Here is a 16,709-nt window from a genome sequence, read left to right as displayed (position 1 = left end):
CGGCAGCGTTCACCCTCCGGGCTACCTGTTCTTGTTCGATACTGCACTTCCTGCATCACGGGTGAGTCGCAGCGAATCCACCATACCTACCAGACAAATAATGGCAATAGCGACAAAGGCCAGCCGGAAACTGATCCCTGGAATATTGCCCAATGCCAGCCTTTCACTGACCACATCGCCAATGCGGATCCCAATAGCGGCTAAAGAAATGCCCAATCCTACCGCTAATTGTGTCGCTGTACTGAACAGCGTATTAGCGTAGCTCATTTGTGCCGCGGGGACGTCCGCGAAGGCAAGCGTGCTGACGCCGGTAAACTGAATTGAGCGGAACACACCGCCCAGATACAACACCAGCAAAATAACCCACACGGGGGTCTGCGGCGTAATTAAAGCACAGGCCAGCAGCGCCAGAACGTTAAGCGCACCGTTAATCAACAGCAGTTTCTTAAAGCCCAGCCAACGTATCAACGGTGTGGTGGCCGGTTTAATCGTCAGATTGCCCACAAATACCGCCAGCACCAGCGAACCCGCGTGAAAAGCGTTCATGCCAAAACCTACCTGAAACATTAACGGCAGCAGAAACGGCACGGCGCTGATAGAGGCACGAAACAGCGATCCGCCATACATGGTGACGCGAAAAGTAGGGACGTTCATGGCATCAAGGCGAATCATTGGCCATGCGGCGCGACGAAAATGATGCAGGGCAAACAGAAATGTCACTGTTCCTAGCGCCAAAAGTCCGGCGGTCAGCCAGCCCTGAGGCTGTTGGGTTCCCAGTAACTCCATGGCATACACCAGGCTTACCATCGCAACAGAGGTTGCGATAAATCCCGTTATATCAAATGGGCGGCGCTCGTCGTCATGAATATCCGGGATAAAACGTAGCGCCAGCGCAATCGCCAGTATCCCGAGCGGTACATTGATGAAGAAGATCCAACGCCAGTTGGCATAGCTGGTAATGAATCCGCCAAGGGGGGGGCCAATGATGGGGGCGACTAACGCGGGCCAGGTCAGGGTCGCAATAGCGGTGATCAACTGATGTTTAGGCGTGGTACGCAATACCGCAAGTCGACCAACCGGAACCATTAGCGCGCCACCTACACCCTGTAAGATTCGCATGGCGACAAAGCTCTCAAGGCTTTCGGACAAACCGCATAAAACCGAGGCGAGAGTAAATATCGCCAGCGCCAGGGTAAACACCTTTCGGGCGCCGAAGCGATCCGCAATCCAGCCGCTGGCAGGAATCAGCACCGCGAGGGTGATCAGATAGGCGCTGATACCTATGTTCAGGTCTACAGCTTGCACGGCAAAACTCTTCGCCATGTCGGGTAGTGCGGTGGCAATCACTGTGCCGTCAATAAACTCCATAAAGAAAGCCCCGGCAACAAGTAATGCAGCCGGGGATAGACCGCGTTTGTTCTCAACCGCTAAATGTTCACTCATGTTGTGCTTGCCATCTCAAAAGAAACTGACTGGATCTATTTTTATTTTCCAGCGCATTCGTAATGCATGCGCGGCTATCGTTTCGTTCGTTGAATAGGTACTATGACGACCTTTCTATAAGGAGCTCACTATGTCCCAAACACTGAATGCCGATCAGGAACTGCTCTCGGACGTTGTTGCCTGTCAGCTGGTTATCAAGCAGATTCTGGATGTTCTTGATGTTATTGCCCCAGTAGAAGTGCGGGAGAAAATGTCCAGCCAACTGAAAAGCATCGATTTCTCCAGCCATCCTGCGGGCGCCGATCCGGTTACTATGCGCGCAATACAAAAAGCAGTTGCCTTGATCGAGTTGAAATTCACGCCGCAGAATGAATCTCACTAAAATAAACCGTTGTTTCAGGTTTTAGAAAGGTTTTTTTGCGCCTCGCAGAATGAGAGGCGTGAGCGTAGAGAAAATTAAGCACCAGCCGGATAAGGTGCGTCGCATCGTTATCCGGCATTAACACGATGAAAATTGAAGATTAGTGATGTTGATAATTCACGACGTTCAGCAGATGCTTATCGGTTTGCGCCATGCACAGTCCCGCACGTTTAGCGCTGCGGACTTCATCAAGAATCGTTTGTAACAGCACGCCATCCTGCTGCTGCTCTTTTTCCAGATCGTGAAGAAAATCAATGGTTGTTGCATCATTCAAGGCTTCTGCTTCATTGGTCAAGCGTGATAGCTTGCTGTAACGCTGTTGGTATTCATCCAGCGTTTTCTGAAACAGTTCTTCAAGAGAAGTTAGTTCATCACCCGGAACATCAATAGCCTTGACGATGGGGTTAGCCCCGGCACTTTTCATAAAATTGAACATACGCATCATTTGAGTCACGTTACCTTGTGCCTGAGTGCGTAGAAAGGTTGCGGTGCCAGTCAGGCTGTGTTCGTAACACCATTCACTGAGATGCAGGTAAAGATTCGATGCGTAGAACTCGAGGTTCATTTGTGTGTTGAGTTTATGAACAATTCCAACTGCAGCCATATCAATATCCTTATTTCCAGAAAGGGGGATGTACGTTACTTACGTCAGTGCAACGGGCTGCCGCTACACATCACCTCTACGTACAATTAAAACTGTTAGCAGAATAAATCCGTTCCGCCGGTCCTTTAGTGATCACGAATTATATTCGCTCCCGATCGAGATTCAGCATAACTCCTGTTCCGACTTAAGAAAATCCTTAAATCTGCGTATTTATGATTTTTTACATATTGTCATAGCAATATTAGTGATTTTTCTGCTTGTGTATATAAGTGGTGTGAATATAAGAGATTGATATTTATGGGATTAAATCCAAGCATTAATATTGAAATGATGTTTCATATCACGAAATGGAATTTCACAATCAGGTATTGTCTCTCACCGGATGATTATCCGGCCTTGGGATGGAGAAATTTCATTATCGGGACGTGTCGGTGAACGTTATCTGCTGGCTAATTTTTTGCGCCAGATCAGTTTTGTGGAAATTAATAAAGTTAAGCGCCTGAATGATTCGGCATTTATGGTTTGGTGTATTTGGAAAAATCGAGGAGTGTGTATGAAAAAGGTTGCCGTGCTACTGGCACCTGGTTTTGAAGAGGCGGAAGCCATTGTTACCATTGATATTCTGCGCCGCCTGCAGATCGAAGTTGAAACACTGGCCTGCGCCGAGTCCCGTGCGGTGGTGAGCTATCATGACGTGCCGATGGTGACGGACAGCACGCTGGCTGCGCGTCAGACGGATCTTTACGATGCCGTTGTGTTACCGGGCGGGCCGCAGGGCAGCGTTAATCTTGCCGCCAGTAAGGCTGTCATCCAGTTTATCGCTCGCCATGACGAGGCAGGAAAACTCATTTGCCCGGTGTGTTCCGCGGCTGCGCGCGTGCTGGGTGGCAACGGCCTGCTGAAGGGGCGTCGCTACGTGTGTTCGGGGGATCTGTGGCAAAACGTAACGGATGGGGAATATATCGATGCGCCGATTGTGGAAGATGGCAACCTGATTAGCGGTAAAGGGTTAGGGCATATTTTCGATTTTGCATTGACGCTTGCGGCGCGTCTATTGGGAGATGATATTCCGGTTCGCGATCACGCTGATCACATTTATTACCGATGGTAAGCATTTTCCCGAATACTCCGGTATTCGGGAACAAGGATTCGTTGGCTGATGTTATGGACTAATCTGCTATTCCTCTTTTTTCCCGTCGACAAAACCGCGTTTTTTTATGTCATTTCCCGCTGAATTTATGTACGCAATTACTGTAATTCTGTGGTGTGATGCCGCTCTCTTATGGAGAATCAATTTCCCGCTACAAATACTCTCAGCACTGGCATTGATCTTATCAATAAAAGGTAATGCCTTGTTTTACGTCCGAATTACAAAAAATCGTCTGATTTTACCCTACATAAAAGAACGTTAAAGCTGGAGTTAACCATGCACAAATTCACTAAAGCGCTGGCTGCCATCGGTCTGGCGGCCATTATGTCACAATCCGCTATCGCTGAATCCATGAAGCTCGGTTTCCTGGTCAAACAGCCGGAAGAACCGTGGTTCCAGACTGAATGGAAATTTGCCGATAAAGCCGGTAAAGACCTTGGTTTTGAGGTGATTAAAATTGCCGTCCCGGATGGTGAGAAAACCCTTAACGCCATCGACAGCCTGGCTGCAAGTGGAGCAAAAGGGTTTGTTATTTGTACGCCAGACCCAAAACTGGGGCCAGCCATTATGGCTAAGGCGCGTGGCTACGATATGAAAGTCATTGCCGTCGATGACCAGTTTGCCAACGCCAAAGGTAAGCCGATGGATACCGTACCGCTGGTGATGATGGCGGCAACCAAAATTGGTGAGCGCCAGGGCCAGGAGCTGTACAAGGAGATGCAAAAACGCGGTTGGGATGTGAAATCCACCGCCGTAATGGCCATTACCGCCAACGAACTGGATACCGCACGTCGTCGTACTTCTGGTTCAATGGAAGCGCTTAAAGCCGCAGGCTTCCCGGAAAAACAGATTTACCAGGTCCCAACAAAATCGAATGACATCCCCGGCGCATTCGACGCCGCTAACTCCATGCTGGTTCAGCATCCTGAAGTCAAACACTGGCTGATTGTCGGCATGAACGACAACACCGTGCTGGGCGGCGTACGTGCAACCGAAGGGCAGGGCTTCAAAGCGCCAAACGTGATTGGTATCGGGATTAACGGCGTTGACGCGGTTAGCGAACTGTCTAAAGGCGAAGCGACCGGGTTCTACGGTTCACTGCTGCCAAGCCCGGACGTTCACGGCTACAAGTCCAGTGAAATGCTCTACAACTGGGTAACGAAAGGTGCAGAGCCACCGGCATTCACTGAAGTGACGGATGTGGTGCTGATTACCCGCGATAACTTCAAAGAAGAGCTGGCGAAGAAAGGCTTAGGCGGTAAGTAACACAAATGCCGGATGTGACGTCAACGCGTCTTATCCGGCCTACGAATTGCGTCCTCAGAAGGCCGGATGAGGCAAAGCCCCCCTCCGGCATAAAGATCTGACTCACGGAGACGTTATGCAACAGTCTACCCCGTATCTCTCATTTCGCGGCATTGGCAAAACGTTCCCCGGCGTTAAGGCGCTGACGGATATCAGTTTCGACTGCTATGCCGGACAGGTGCATGCGCTGATGGGCGAAAATGGCGCCGGGAAATCAACACTCTTAAAAATTCTCAGCGGTAACTATGCGCCAACGACGGGATCATTGACGATCCGCGGACAAGAAGTTTCCTTCGCGGATACCACTGCCGCGCTCAGCGCCGGCGTCGCCATTATTTATCAGGAACTGCATCTCGTCCCGGAAATGACCGTTGCCGAGAATATTTATTTAGGGCAGTTACCGCACAAAGGCGGGATTGTGAACCGCTCGCTGCTGAACTATGAAGCAGGAATCCAGCTGAAGCATCTGGGAATGGATATCGATCCCGATACCCCATTGAAATACCTCTCCATTGGTCAGTGGCAGATGGTGGAGATTGCAAAAGCGCTGGCGCGAAATGCCAAAATTATCGCCTTTGATGAACCGACCAGCTCCCTGTCGGCTCGTGAGATTGAGAATCTGTTTCGTGTCATCCGTGAGCTGCGCAACGAAGGACGCATCATTCTGTACGTTTCGCACCGTATGGAGGAGATTTTTGCTCTCAGCGATGCCATCACTGTGTTTAAGGATGGTCATTACGTCAAAACGTTCACGGATATGCAGCAGGTCGATCACGACGCGCTGGTGCAGGCGATGGTCGGGCGCGACCTCGGGGATATCTATGGCTGGAAATCCAGACCGTATGGCACAGAGCGTCTGCGGTTGCATGAAGTAAAAGCCCCGGGCGTGCGTACGCCAATCAGTTTATCCGTGCGAAGCGGTGAAATTGTCGGGCTGTTTGGCCTGGTGGGGGCCGGACGTAGCGAATTAATGAAAGGACTGTTCGGTGGTACGCGTATCACGGCGGGCCAGGTATTTATTGATGAACAGCCTATCGATATCCGTAAACCAAGCCATGCCATTGAAGCAGGGATGATGCTGTGCCCGGAGGATCGCAAAGCCGAAGGGATCATTCCGGTCCATTCAGTGCGCAACAACATCAACATTAGTGCACGACGTAAGCATGTTCTGGGGGGGTGCGTGATCAACAACGGCTGGGAAGAGACCAATGCCGATCACCATATTCGTTCACTCAACATCAAAACACCGGGTGCAGAGCAACTGATCATGAATCTCTCCGGCGGTAATCAACAGAAGGCTATCCTCGGTCGTTGGTTATCGGAAGAGATGAAGGTGATTTTGTTGGATGAGCCTACACGCGGCATTGATGTAGGCGCCAAGCATGAAATTTACAACGTGATTTATGCCCTCGCAGCGCGCGGTGTGGCCGTATTGTTTGCTTCCAGTGACCTGCCAGAAGTGCTCGGTGTCGCCGATCGTATTGTGGTGATGAGAGAAGGCGAAATTGCCGGTGAGTTACTTCATGAACAGGCGGATGAGCGCCAGGCGTTGAGCCTTGCTATGCCTAAAGTCAGCCAGGCTGTAGCCTGAATAAGGAGAGTATGATGTCTTCCGTTTCTACATCGGGTTCTGGCGCAGCGAAGTCGGCGCTAAATCTGGGCCGCATTTGGGATCAATACGGTATGCTGGTGGTGTTCGCCGTGCTGTTCCTCGTTTGTTCCCTGTTTGTGCCAAACTTTGCCACCTTCATCAATATGAAGGGACTGGGACTGGCAGTATCGATGTCGGGCATGGTCGCGTGTGGGATGCTGTTTTGTCTGGCATCCGGTGATTTCGACCTGTCTGTCGCATCTGTGATTGCTTGTGCTGGTGTTACCACTGCCGTAGTCATTAACATGACTGAAAGTTTGTGGATTGGCGTGGCTGCCGGACTGCTGCTCGGTATTCTGTGTGGCCTGGTGAATGGGTTCGTGATTGCGCGGTTAAAAATTAACGCCCTGATCACTACTCTTGCGACGATGCAGATTGTACGTGGTCTGGCTTATATTATCTCCGACGGTAAGGCTGTCGGGATTGAAGACGAGCGTTTCTTTACACTCGGTTATGCTAACTGGTTTGGTCTGCCTGCGCCTATCTGGATCACTGTCGTTTGTTTCATTGTCTTTGGTTTACTGCTGAACAAAACCACGTTTGGTCGTAATACGCTGGCCATTGGGGGCAATGAAGAGGCGGCGCGCCTGGCAGGGGTTCCTGTTGTTCGTACCAAGATTATTATCTTTATTCTTTCCGGTCTGGTATCCGCCATTGCCGGGATTATCCTCGCATCGCGTATGACCAGCGGCCAGCCAATGACCTCAATCGGTTATGAGTTGATCGTGATTTCAGCCTGCGTGTTAGGGGGCGTTTCGCTTAAAGGTGGCATCGGAAAAATCTCATATGTGGTGGCCGGGGTGTTAATCCTGGGTACGGTTGAGAATGCGATGAACCTGCTGAATATCTCTCCGTTCGCGCAGTATGTGGTACGTGGCCTCATCCTGCTGGCGGCGGTGATCTTCGACCGTTACAAGCAAAAAGCGAAGCGTACCGTTTGATGATTTAAACCCTAACTTTTTAGTCTAGCTTCTGCCCATCGCCAGCCGCTACCCGGCTGGCGATTGTTTTTCCAAATGGCGAGCATGGTCACACTGTCTATACTTATATCCGTCATACATCATCTATACGCCGCGATCCGCGTGGCGTTCTGACTATGATGAGGAGGATAACCGGGTGACAGCATCACTGATCTTACCCCCTGAACAATCTGTAAACTGTGCTTACTTTTTTGATCTCGATGGGACACTTGCTGAGATTAAACCCTTTCCCGACCAGGTCGTTGTCCCTAAGGCAATCCTGCAATGTTTACATCAGTTAGCGACGCATAATGCGGATGCGCTGGCATTGATTTCAGGGCGCTCAATGGTTGAGCTTGACGCACTCACTACTCCGTTTCGTTTTCCGCTTGCCGGAGTGCATGGGGCAGAACGCCGTGACATCAATGGTCAAACGCACATAGTACACCTGCCTGAAGGTATCGAGCGTGAAGCTGGGGCTTTATTACACGCAGCGTTAGTGACGTTACCGGGGACGACGCTGGAAACCAAAGGTATGGCTTTCGCGTTGCACTATCGCCAGGCACCCGAACACGAAGCTGCGCTGATTACCCTGGCTGAACGCATCACGCGCAGATGGCCGCAGCTTGCTCTGCAGCACGGAAAATGTGTCGTGGAAATAAAGCCTAAGGGCAGCAATAAAGGCGACGCGATAGCTGCATTTATGCAGGAAGCGCCTTTTGCTGGCCGGATCCCTGTGTTTTTCGGTGATGATCTGACAGATGAAACAGGATTTGCTGTGGTTAACCGCGCTGGCGGTATTTCCGTGAAGGTGGGGATCGGGCCGACGCAGGCGACATGGCGTCTGGATGGCGTCAGGGATGTCTGGCGCTGGCTGGAGCAAATTAACTCTTCACAGCAAGAATCGAAAGCAACGAATAACAGAAGAGGTGGCTATGAGTCGTTTAGTCGTAGTATCTAATCGTATCGCCTCACCAGATGACAAAGGGAGCGCGGGTGGGCTCGCGGTCGGTGTACTGGGCGCGTTAAAAGCTGCTGGTGGTCTGTGGTTTGGCTGGAGTGGTGATACAGGTAATGAGGATAAACCGTTAAAAAAAGTCACGCGTGGCAATATCACCTGGGCCTCGTTTAATTTGAGTGAGCAAGATTACGAAGAGTATTACTGCCAGTTTTCAAATGCGGTTTTATGGCCCGCATTTCACTATCGACTGGATTTAGTTCAGTTTCAGCGCTCTGCCTGGGAAGGCTACCAACGGGTTAATGCCTTACTGGTAGATAAACTTCTGCCGCTGCTTGGCGATGACGACATCATCTGGATTCATGATTACCATCTGTTGCCGTTTGCCTGCGAGTTACGTAAGCGCGGTGTGAATAACCGCATCGGTTTTTTCCTGCATATTCCTTTTCCGACGCCGGAAATTTTTAATGCGCTCCCTCCATATCTGGCGCTACTTGAGCAAATGTGTGACTTTGATTTACTTGGTTTCCAGACCGAAAACGATCGCCAGGCTTTTCTGGACTGTCTCGCAGCCCAGACTCGGGTGTCCACGCATAAAGATAAGCAGCACCTGGCATGGGGAAAAGCGTTTCGCACTCAGGTCTATCCCATCGGTATCGAACCTGATGAGATTGCACGACAGGCGTCCGGGCCGCTGCCGCCAAAACTGGCGCAGCTAAAAGCGGAGCTTAAAAATGTGCAGAATATTTTCTCCGTGGAGCGTCTGGATTATTCCAAAGGCTTGCCGGAGCGCTTTCAGGCCTACGAGGCCTTACTGGAACATTATCCGCAGCACCACGGTAAAATTCGCTATACGCAGATAGCGCCGACCTCGCGTGAAGAGGTGCAGGCCTATCAGGATATTCGCCACCAACTGGAAACAGAAGCAGGGCGAATCAACGGCAAATATGGGCAACTGGGCTGGACGCCGCTTTACTATCTGAACCAGTACTTTGATCGTAAATTGCTGATGAAGATCTTCCGCTACTCTGACGTAGGATTGGTGACCCCGTTGCGCGATGGTATGAACCTGGTGGCGAAAGAGTTTGTGGCCGCACAGGATCCTGCTAACCCTGGCGTGCTGGTTTTATCGCAATTTGCCGGGGCGGCGAATGAGCTAACCTCTGCGCTTATTGTTAATCCTTATGACCGGGATGAAGTGGCAGGCGCATTAAACCAGGCGCTGACGATGCCACTTACCGAACGCATCTCGCGCCACGCTGAAATGCTTGAGACTATCGTTAAAAACGATATCGACAACTGGCAGGCGACGTTCATCAGTGATCTTAAAACAGTCACGCCGCGTCGGAGTCAATGCCAACTGCCAGACAATATTTCTTCCTGTTCTAAACTCGCATGAAGTCCTGGCGCTGTGTATTAATCTCCGGCTAGCGGAACCAGAAGAACGTCCACCTGGCTGGTATGAATCACGCTTTTCGCTGAACAGGAAGCGCGTGAAAAAAAACTGTGGTTATGGTTGCCGTAAATGACCAGGTCAATGGCGTATTTGCGGCATACATCCAGGATATGTTCATTCAGAGCCCCATAGGTAATAAAGGTATGCTCAATGGGGTATTCTGCTTCTTTGCTAAGTTTGTCGATAAAATCCTGAGTTTCTTCCTGCATGACTTCACGCAGGTCTTCCAGCATGGGAGCTGCAAACTGGTTATACAGTTCGGGGTCTGAGACCAGTGTAATCAGGCTAATTCGGGCGTTGACAGGGCGAGCGATAGAAACCGCCTTGTCTAACAACTGCTGACTTTCAGGGGTGGCGGCAACAGCAACAAGAATGTGCGAATAGCTCATAACTCGCTCCTTTTTTTCAAGAATTATGAGGGGGCTTTTCAGCTTTACTCAGCTTACTCCATACTGCAACGTTTCCTTCCTTCATAGTGTGAATGTCATCATGATTATTCATTAATTATTCTTATAAATAGAATAATCGATTCATATTGGTTGCAGATATGTTTAGGTAACTTAAGTAAAACCCACGGCTAATGAAAACAATGTGTTAATAAAAAATAAACATACATTAACATTTGCAAGGTCGTCACATCGCGGTATTAATTAATCGCTCTAAATATTTAAGTCATTGTTTATAAAGAATTTAATTAAAAAAGTTTTTTGAGTTAAATATGTGATCCAGCTCGCTATTTCACGGGGTGATATTAACGGTCGTGAACATAATACTTTTCGCTTTTATTGCAAGAATATTCGTACATCAGGAATCGAAATGGATAATGGAAGGTTAAGAAATAAGCAAAGTAAAAGCCACGCTGATGGATTTATGTTAAGTGTTTGGCTGGTTTATGTGATCTTGATCACATATTCTTTAAATTCGCAGCATAGCTCCGTTGTATGTGTAACTGACGGCGGGTAGAGTTGCGTCGAATTAGGAAAAATCTTAGACATTTGTAAGAATTGATGTGAGCTTGTAAGGGACGCTGCCTTCTTAAAAGGGATTGTTTAGACGACGCGTAAGTGTCGTTACGCTGCTATGTATTTGACCTTTTGCTTTTTTTTACCGGGCCTTCCCGGCGACATCACGGGGTGCGGTTTTACCGCATGAAAACAATGTTGGTTATTATGGATGCAAATAATGCATACATCCGAGTTGCTGAAACACATTTATGACATCAATTTGTCATATTTATTGCTTGCACAGCGTTTGATCGTTCAGGACAAAGCATCTGCGATGTTTCGCCTTGGTATCAGCGAGGAAATGGCGGACACGTTGGCAACATTAACACTTCCTCAAATGGTCAAACTGGCCGAAACAAACCAACTGGTATGTCATTTCCGTTTCGACGATCACCAGACTGTTACTCGCCTGACGCAAGACTCCCGCGTTGACGATCTTCAGCAAATTCATACTGGTATCATGCTTTCAACACGCCTGTTAAGCGACATCGATGATGCAGCACGTAAGAAAAGGGCTTGATGATGAGCGAAAAAAGCATTGTTCAGGAAGCGCGTGATATCCAGTTGGCAATGGAATTAATCACATTGGGCGCCCGTTTGCAAATGCTGGAAAGCGAAACGCAATTAAGCCGTGGTCGATTAATCAAGCTGTACAAAGAATTACGCGGTAGTCCTCCGCCAAAAGGGATGCTCCCGTTTTCCACCGACTGGTTTATGACGTGGGAACAAAATATTCATGCGTCGATGTTTTGCAATGCATGGCAATTCCTGCTCAAAACGGGTCTCTGTAGCGGCGTGGATGCCGTAATTAAGGCGTATCGGTTATATCTTGAGCAGTGTCCGCAGCCTGAAGAAGGGCCATTGCTGGCGTTAACTCGCGCGTGGACGCTGGTGCGATTTGTCGACAGCGGATTGCTGGAGTTGTCCCAATGCAATTGTTGCGGTGGGAATTTTATCACCCATGCACACCAACCCGCAGGCAGCTTTGCCTGTAGTTTATGCCAGCCGCCATCAAGGGCCGTAAAAAGACGTAAACTTTCCCAGAATGCTGCCGATATTATTCCACAACTGCTGGATGAACAGATCGAACAGGCTGTTTAACTGATACGGTGTGGATGAACACTCCAGCAGCGGTAAGCGATTACCGCTGCTTTTTTTTGTCCTGACCTTACGTTAATTGCCCGACTGCGCATCCTGTCATAGTCAATTGCGAAAGGATGATGTCGTGCTTATCTTATTAGGTTACCTGGTTGTTATTGGTACAGTTTTCGGCGGTTACATGATGACCGGCGGACACCTTGGGGCACTCTATCAACCGGCTGAGCTGGTGATTATCGGTGGCGCGGGTATTGGGGCATTCATCGTCGGCAATAATGGGAAAGCCATCAAAGGGACGATGAAAGCGATCCCGTTGCTTTTCCGTCGTTCGAAATACACCAAAGCGATGTATATGGATCTGCTGGCGCTCCTGTATCGCCTGATGGCCAAGTCACGTCAACAGGGCATGTTCTCGCTTGAGCGCGACATCGAAAACCCAAAAGAAAGTGAAATCTTCGCTAGCTATCCGCGCATTCTTGCCGATGCCGTAATGCTTGATTTTATTGTCGATTATCTACGCCTGATTATCAGCGGCAATATGAATACGTTTGAAATTGAAGCGCTGATGGACGAAGAAATTGAGACTCATGAGAGTGAGGCCGAAGTTCCGGCGAATAGTCTGGCGATGGTCGGCGACTCACTGCCGGCATTCGGGATCGTCGCGGCCGTTATGGGTGTTGTGCATGCACTGGCTTCTGCCGATCGCCCGGCAGCAGAGTTGGGGGCGTTGATTGCGCATGCGATGGTGGGAACATTCCTCGGTATTTTGCTGGCCTATGGATTTATTTCTCCGCTTGCCAGCGTTCTGCGCCAGAAAAGCGCTGAAACAACCAAAATGATGCAGTGCGTGAAGATAACGCTGCTCTCCAATCTGAATGGCTACGCGCCGCCGATTGCCGTTGAATTTGGTCGTAAGACTCTGTACTCCAGCGAACGTCCTTCGTTTATCGAACTGGAAGAACATGTTCGTGCGGTGAGAAATCCAACTGCGCAACAGACGACCGAGGACGCATGAAAAATCAGGCCCATCCCATTATTGTTGTAAAGCGACGCAAACATAAGAATCACGGTGGTGGGGCGCATGGCTCGTGGAAAATCGCCTACGCCGATTTTATGACCGCGATGATGGCCTTCTTTCTGGTGATGTGGCTCATTTCTATATCCAGCCCTAAAGAATTGATCCAGATTGCCGAATATTTCCGTACACCGCTGGCCACCGCGGTGACCGGGGGAAATCGTATTTCGAATAGCCAAAGCCCGATTCCAGGCGGCGGGGATGATTACACCCAGCAGCAGGGTGAGGTGAACAAGCAGCCGAATATTGATGACCTGAGAAAACGTATGGAACAGAGCCGCTTGAGCAAACTTCGTGGCGATCTCGATCAACTGATTGAATCCGATCCCAAACTGCGAGCGCTGCGTCCGCATTTAAAGATTGATTTAGTTCAGGAAGGGCTGCGGATACAGATTATCGACAGTCAGAATCGCCCAATGTTTAAGACCGGTAGTGCTGAAGTTGAGCCGTACATGCGCGATATCCTGCGCGCGATTGCACCAGTGCTCAACGGGATCCCTAACCGGATCAGCCTTTCCGGTCACACGGATGATTATCCTTACGCGAATGGTGAGAAAGGATACAGCAACTGGGAATTGTCTGCCGATCGCGCAAATGCATCGCGTCGCGAGCTGGTTAGCGGCGGTCTGGATGATGGAAAAGTATTACGTGTGGTAGGTATGGCCGCCACGATGCGTCTGAGCGATCGCGGTCCTGAAGACGCTATCAACCGCCGTATTAGCCTGCTGGTTCTCAATAAGCAAGCAGAAGAGGCCATTTTGCATGAAAACGCTGAAAGCCAGAATGAGCCGGTAAGTGTCTTACAACGGCCAGCGGAACTCCCGCCGGTAAGCGTTCCCACATCGCCACCAGCCAATCCGAGGTGATAGCGTGAGCATGGATATTAGCGATTTTTATCAGACATTTTTTGATGAAGCTGACGAACTGTTGGCTGATATGGAGCAACACCTTCTTGATTTGGTTCCTGAAGCCCCGGACTCCGAACAGCTGAATGCCATTTTTCGTGCAGCGCACTCGATTAAAGGCGGGGCGGGCACCTTCGGCTTTACCATTTTGCAGGAAACGACCCATCTGATGGAAAACCTGCTGGATGAAGCGCGGCGTGGCGAGATGCAGCTCAATGCCGACATTATCAACCTGTTTTTGGAAACGAAAGATATTATGCAGGAACAGCTCGACGCCTATAAAAGCTCAGTGGAGCCTGATGCCGACAGTTTTGAGTACATTTGCCAGGCGTTACGGCAGTTAGCGCTCGAAGCGAAAGGTGAAACCGCACCGTCAGTTGTCAACTCAGCAAAACTGAGCGTTGTTGATAGCACCGCGATGCAGGAAGAGGCGGTTGCAAAGCCTGAACTCGCCAGTGAAGAGAGCAAAAAACGCATTACTCTCTCGCGTCTGAAAGCCAGCGAAGTGGATTTGCTGGAAGAGGAACTGGGGAACCTGGCGACCTTAACCGATGTGGTAAAAGGAAGCGACACGCTGTCAGCTACGCTTGATGGCAACCTCGCAGAAGATGACATCATTGCAGTACTCTGCTTTGTCATTGAAGCTGACCAAATTGAATTCGAAACCGTCAGCGCAGCGCCCGCGACCGTTGAAACTGAAGAGGTAGCCGTTGTCGCGAAGCCGCAGCCGGTTGCCGTTGCGCCAGCGGTGAAAGCCGCCGCCAGTGAAGCGCCACATGGGCGCGCGGAGCGTGAAAAACCAGCCCGCGCCAGCGAGTCGACCAGCATCCGCGTAGCGGTTGAGAAGGTCGATCAGCTCATTAACCTGGTCGGTGAGTTGGTGATCACCCAGTCGATGCTGGCCCAGCGATCTAACGAACTGGATCCCGTCAATCATGGCGATCTCATCACCAGCATGGGTCAGTTACAACGTAACGCCCGCGATTTGCAAGAGTCGGTGATGTCGATTCGTATGATGCCAATGGAGTATGTGTTCAGTCGTTTCCCTCGTTTGGTGCGCGATCTGGCCGGTAAGCTGGGTAAACAGGTCGAACTGACGCAGGTAGGTAGCTCAACCGAACTCGATAAGAGCCTGATTGAACGCATCATCGATCCGTTGACGCACCTGGTGCGTAACAGCCTCGACCATGGTATCGAACTGCCGGAAAAACGCCTTGAATCCGGCAAAAGCCCAATCGGCAATCTGACGCTTTCCGCGGAGCACCAGGGTGGGAATATTTGTATTGAAGTGACCGATGATGGCGCTGGCCTGAACCGCGAACGTATCCTGGCCAAAGCTATCTCCCAGGGCATGCCGATCCACGAAAATATGAGCGATGACGAAGTGGGTATGTTGATCTTCGCTCCAGGCTTTTCGACCGCCGAACAGGTGACGGATGTCTCTGGACGCGGCGTGGGTATGGATGTGGTGAAGCGAAATATCCAGGAGATGGGCGGCCATGTTGAGATCCAGTCCAAACAGGGACAGGGGACCACTATTCGCATTCTGCTGCCGCTGACGCTGGCGATCCTCGATGGGATGTCCGTGCGTGTGGCGGATGAGGTCTTCATTCTGCCACTAAATGCCGTTATGGAATCGCTGCAACCGCGCGAAGAAGATCTCCATCCGTTGGCCGGAGGCGAACGCGTTCTGGAAGTGCGTGGTGAATATTTACCGCTGGTTGAGTTGTGGAAGGTCTTTGAGGTTGAAGGCGCTAAAACTGAAGCGACTCAGGGCATTGTGGTTATTTTACAAAGTGCAGGGCGTCGCTATGCGCTGCTGGTCGATCAGTTAATTGGCCAACACCAGGTAGTGGTCAAAAACCTGGAAAGCAACTACCGCAAAGTGCCAGGTATTTCTGCAGCAACGATCCTCGGCGACGGCAGCGTCGCGCTGATTGTCGATGTCTCTGCATTGCAGGGATTAAACCGCGAACAACGTGTGGCGATCACAGCCGCCTGATTGAGTGAGAAGGGAATAATATGACCGGTATGAGTAATGTAACTAAACTGGCCGGCGAACCGTCAGGTCAGGAATTCCTCGTGTTTACGCTGGGGGATGAAGAGTACGGTATCGATATCCTGAAAGTGCAGGAAATCCGTGGTTATGATCAGGTGACGCGCATCGCTAACACGCCTGCATTTATCAAAGGCGTCACGAACCTGCGTGGTGTGATTGTGCCTATCGTCGACCTGCGCGTGAAATTTAGCCAGAGTGATGTGGATTACAACGAAAACACCGTGGTGATTGTGCTGAACCTGGGTCAGCGGGTGGTTGGGATTGTGGTGGATGGCGTTTCGGATGTGCTGTCGCTGACAACGGATCAAATCCGTCCGGCACCGGAGTTTGCGGTCACGCTGTCGACGGAATATTTGACGGGATTGGGTGCGCTGGGTGACCGGATGCTGATCCTGGTCAACATTGAGAAGCTGCTGAACAGCGAAGAAATGGCGCTGCTGGATATTGCCGCATCGCATATGGCATAAAGGTAGTCAATATTATCATTCTCTGTAATATTTAGCTGGCAGTTATTAAACGCCCTCCACAATATGGAGGGCGTTTTGCTTTTAATTTTGTGTGTAGGGAAGCCAAGTAATAATGGTTGTTTTATTTTAGTTTTGAATGTTTATTGTTATTTCA

At 50.2% G+C, this 16,709-nt stretch carries 16 protein-coding genes; 13 read left to right on the top strand and 3 right to left on the bottom strand.

Features of this window, described 5'->3' with window-relative positions:
- Positions 1–21: 21 nt before the first annotated feature.
- A complete protein-coding gene (locus C2U41_RS11910; RefSeq protein WP_032936844.1) occupies positions 22–1,443 on the bottom strand; it encodes an MFS transporter in 1,422 nt (473 codons plus the stop codon).
- A gap of 130 nt (positions 1,444–1,573) precedes the next feature.
- Here C2U41_RS11910 and C2U41_RS11905 point away from each other — a divergent pair, with 130 nt between their 5' ends.
- Positions 1,574–1,825, top strand: a complete 252-nt coding sequence (locus C2U41_RS11905) for a DUF2766 family protein (protein WP_003034595.1) — start codon at positions 1,574–1,576, stop codon at positions 1,823–1,825.
- A 139-nt stretch (positions 1,826–1,964) separates the two neighbouring features.
- On the opposite strand, the gene C2U41_RS11900 is transcribed toward C2U41_RS11905, so the two are convergent.
- On the bottom strand, positions 1,965–2,468 hold the full coding sequence (locus C2U41_RS11900; RefSeq protein WP_003034597.1) for a non-heme ferritin-like protein: 504 nt from the start codon (positions 2,466–2,468) through the stop codon (positions 1,965–1,967).
- A gap of 553 nt (positions 2,469–3,021) precedes the next feature.
- On the opposite strand from C2U41_RS11900, the gene C2U41_RS11895 reads away from it, so the two are divergent.
- The 6 genes from C2U41_RS11895 (at position 3,022) to otsA (ending at position 9,890) form a co-directional block, all read left to right on the top strand.
- Positions 3,022–3,579: a DJ-1/PfpI family protein gene (locus C2U41_RS11895; RefSeq protein ID WP_003034599.1), complete on the top strand. Its 558-nt coding sequence runs from the start codon at positions 3,022–3,024 to the stop codon at positions 3,577–3,579.
- A 315-nt stretch (positions 3,580–3,894) separates the two neighbouring features.
- Positions 3,895–4,884 (top strand): arabinose ABC transporter substrate-binding protein, encoded by a 990-nt coding sequence (locus C2U41_RS11885; RefSeq protein ID WP_003034602.1) that lies wholly within the window; start codon positions 3,895–3,897, stop codon positions 4,882–4,884.
- A 115-nt stretch (positions 4,885–4,999) separates the two neighbouring features.
- Complete coding sequence (gene araG, locus C2U41_RS11880) at positions 5,000–6,514, top strand: arabinose ABC transporter ATP-binding protein AraG (RefSeq protein ID WP_032936845.1); 1,515 nt, start codon at positions 5,000–5,002, stop codon at positions 6,512–6,514.
- A 14-nt stretch (positions 6,515–6,528) separates the two neighbouring features.
- Positions 6,529–7,515: an L-arabinose ABC transporter permease AraH gene (gene araH / locus C2U41_RS11875; protein WP_003034609.1), complete on the top strand. Its 987-nt coding sequence runs from the start codon at positions 6,529–6,531 to the stop codon at positions 7,513–7,515.
- Positions 7,516–7,690: 175 nt separating this feature from the next.
- Positions 7,691–8,494, top strand: coding sequence for a trehalose-phosphatase (otsB, locus tag C2U41_RS11870; protein ID WP_003034610.1), 804 nt, complete (start codon positions 7,691–7,693; stop codon positions 8,492–8,494).
- Positions 8,469–9,890, top strand: a complete 1,422-nt coding sequence (gene otsA / locus C2U41_RS11865; RefSeq protein ID WP_032936846.1) for an alpha,alpha-trehalose-phosphate synthase — start codon at positions 8,469–8,471, stop codon at positions 9,888–9,890. The genes otsB and otsA overlap by 26 nt, the downstream gene beginning before the upstream one ends.
- 17 nt (positions 9,891–9,907) lie before the next feature.
- Here otsA and uspC read toward each other — a convergent pair whose 3' ends face one another.
- Positions 9,908–10,336 carry a universal stress protein UspC gene (gene uspC, locus C2U41_RS11860; protein WP_003034619.1) on the bottom strand — a complete coding sequence of 143 codons (429 nt, stop codon included), beginning with the start codon at positions 10,334–10,336 and terminating at the stop codon, positions 9,908–9,910.
- A gap of 793 nt (positions 10,337–11,129) precedes the next feature.
- Between uspC and flhD the strand changes: the two genes are divergently transcribed.
- From flhD to cheW, 6 genes are all read left to right on the top strand, one after another.
- The gene (flhD, locus tag C2U41_RS11850) at positions 11,130–11,471 is read left to right on the top strand and encodes a flagellar transcriptional regulator FlhD (RefSeq protein ID WP_003034622.1); all 342 of its coding nucleotides are present in this window, start codon (positions 11,130–11,132) and stop codon (positions 11,469–11,471) included.
- The gene (gene flhC / locus C2U41_RS11845) at positions 11,468–12,052 is read left to right on the top strand and encodes a flagellar transcriptional regulator FlhC (protein ID WP_008785071.1); all 585 of its coding nucleotides are present in this window, start codon (positions 11,468–11,470) and stop codon (positions 12,050–12,052) included. Before flhD ends, flhC begins: the two co-directional genes overlap by 4 nt.
- A gap of 124 nt (positions 12,053–12,176) precedes the next feature.
- On the top strand, positions 12,177–13,064 hold the full coding sequence (motA, locus tag C2U41_RS11840; protein ID WP_003034628.1) for a flagellar motor stator protein MotA: 888 nt from the start codon (positions 12,177–12,179) through the stop codon (positions 13,062–13,064).
- Positions 13,061–13,990 (top strand): flagellar motor protein MotB, encoded by a 930-nt coding sequence (gene motB / locus C2U41_RS11835; protein ID WP_003034631.1) that lies wholly within the window; start codon positions 13,061–13,063, stop codon positions 13,988–13,990. The genes motA and motB overlap by 4 nt, the downstream gene beginning before the upstream one ends.
- Positions 13,991–13,994: 4 nt before the next feature.
- Positions 13,995–16,031 (top strand): chemotaxis protein CheA, encoded by a 2,037-nt coding sequence (gene cheA / locus C2U41_RS11830; protein WP_003034635.1) that lies wholly within the window; start codon positions 13,995–13,997, stop codon positions 16,029–16,031.
- A 20-nt stretch (positions 16,032–16,051) separates the two neighbouring features.
- Positions 16,052–16,555, top strand: a complete 504-nt coding sequence (gene cheW / locus C2U41_RS11825) for a chemotaxis protein CheW (RefSeq protein WP_003839146.1) — start codon at positions 16,052–16,054, stop codon at positions 16,553–16,555.
- The last annotated feature ends 154 nt before the right edge of the window (positions 16,556–16,709 follow it).

This window comes from Citrobacter freundii complex sp. CFNIH4, assembly GCF_002934505.1.
Classification (GTDB): Bacteria; Pseudomonadota; Gammaproteobacteria; order Enterobacterales; family Enterobacteriaceae; genus Citrobacter; species Citrobacter freundii.
The sequence above is the reverse complement of the archived record's forward strand: the minus strand, read 5'-3'. Positions and strand labels throughout refer to the sequence as shown.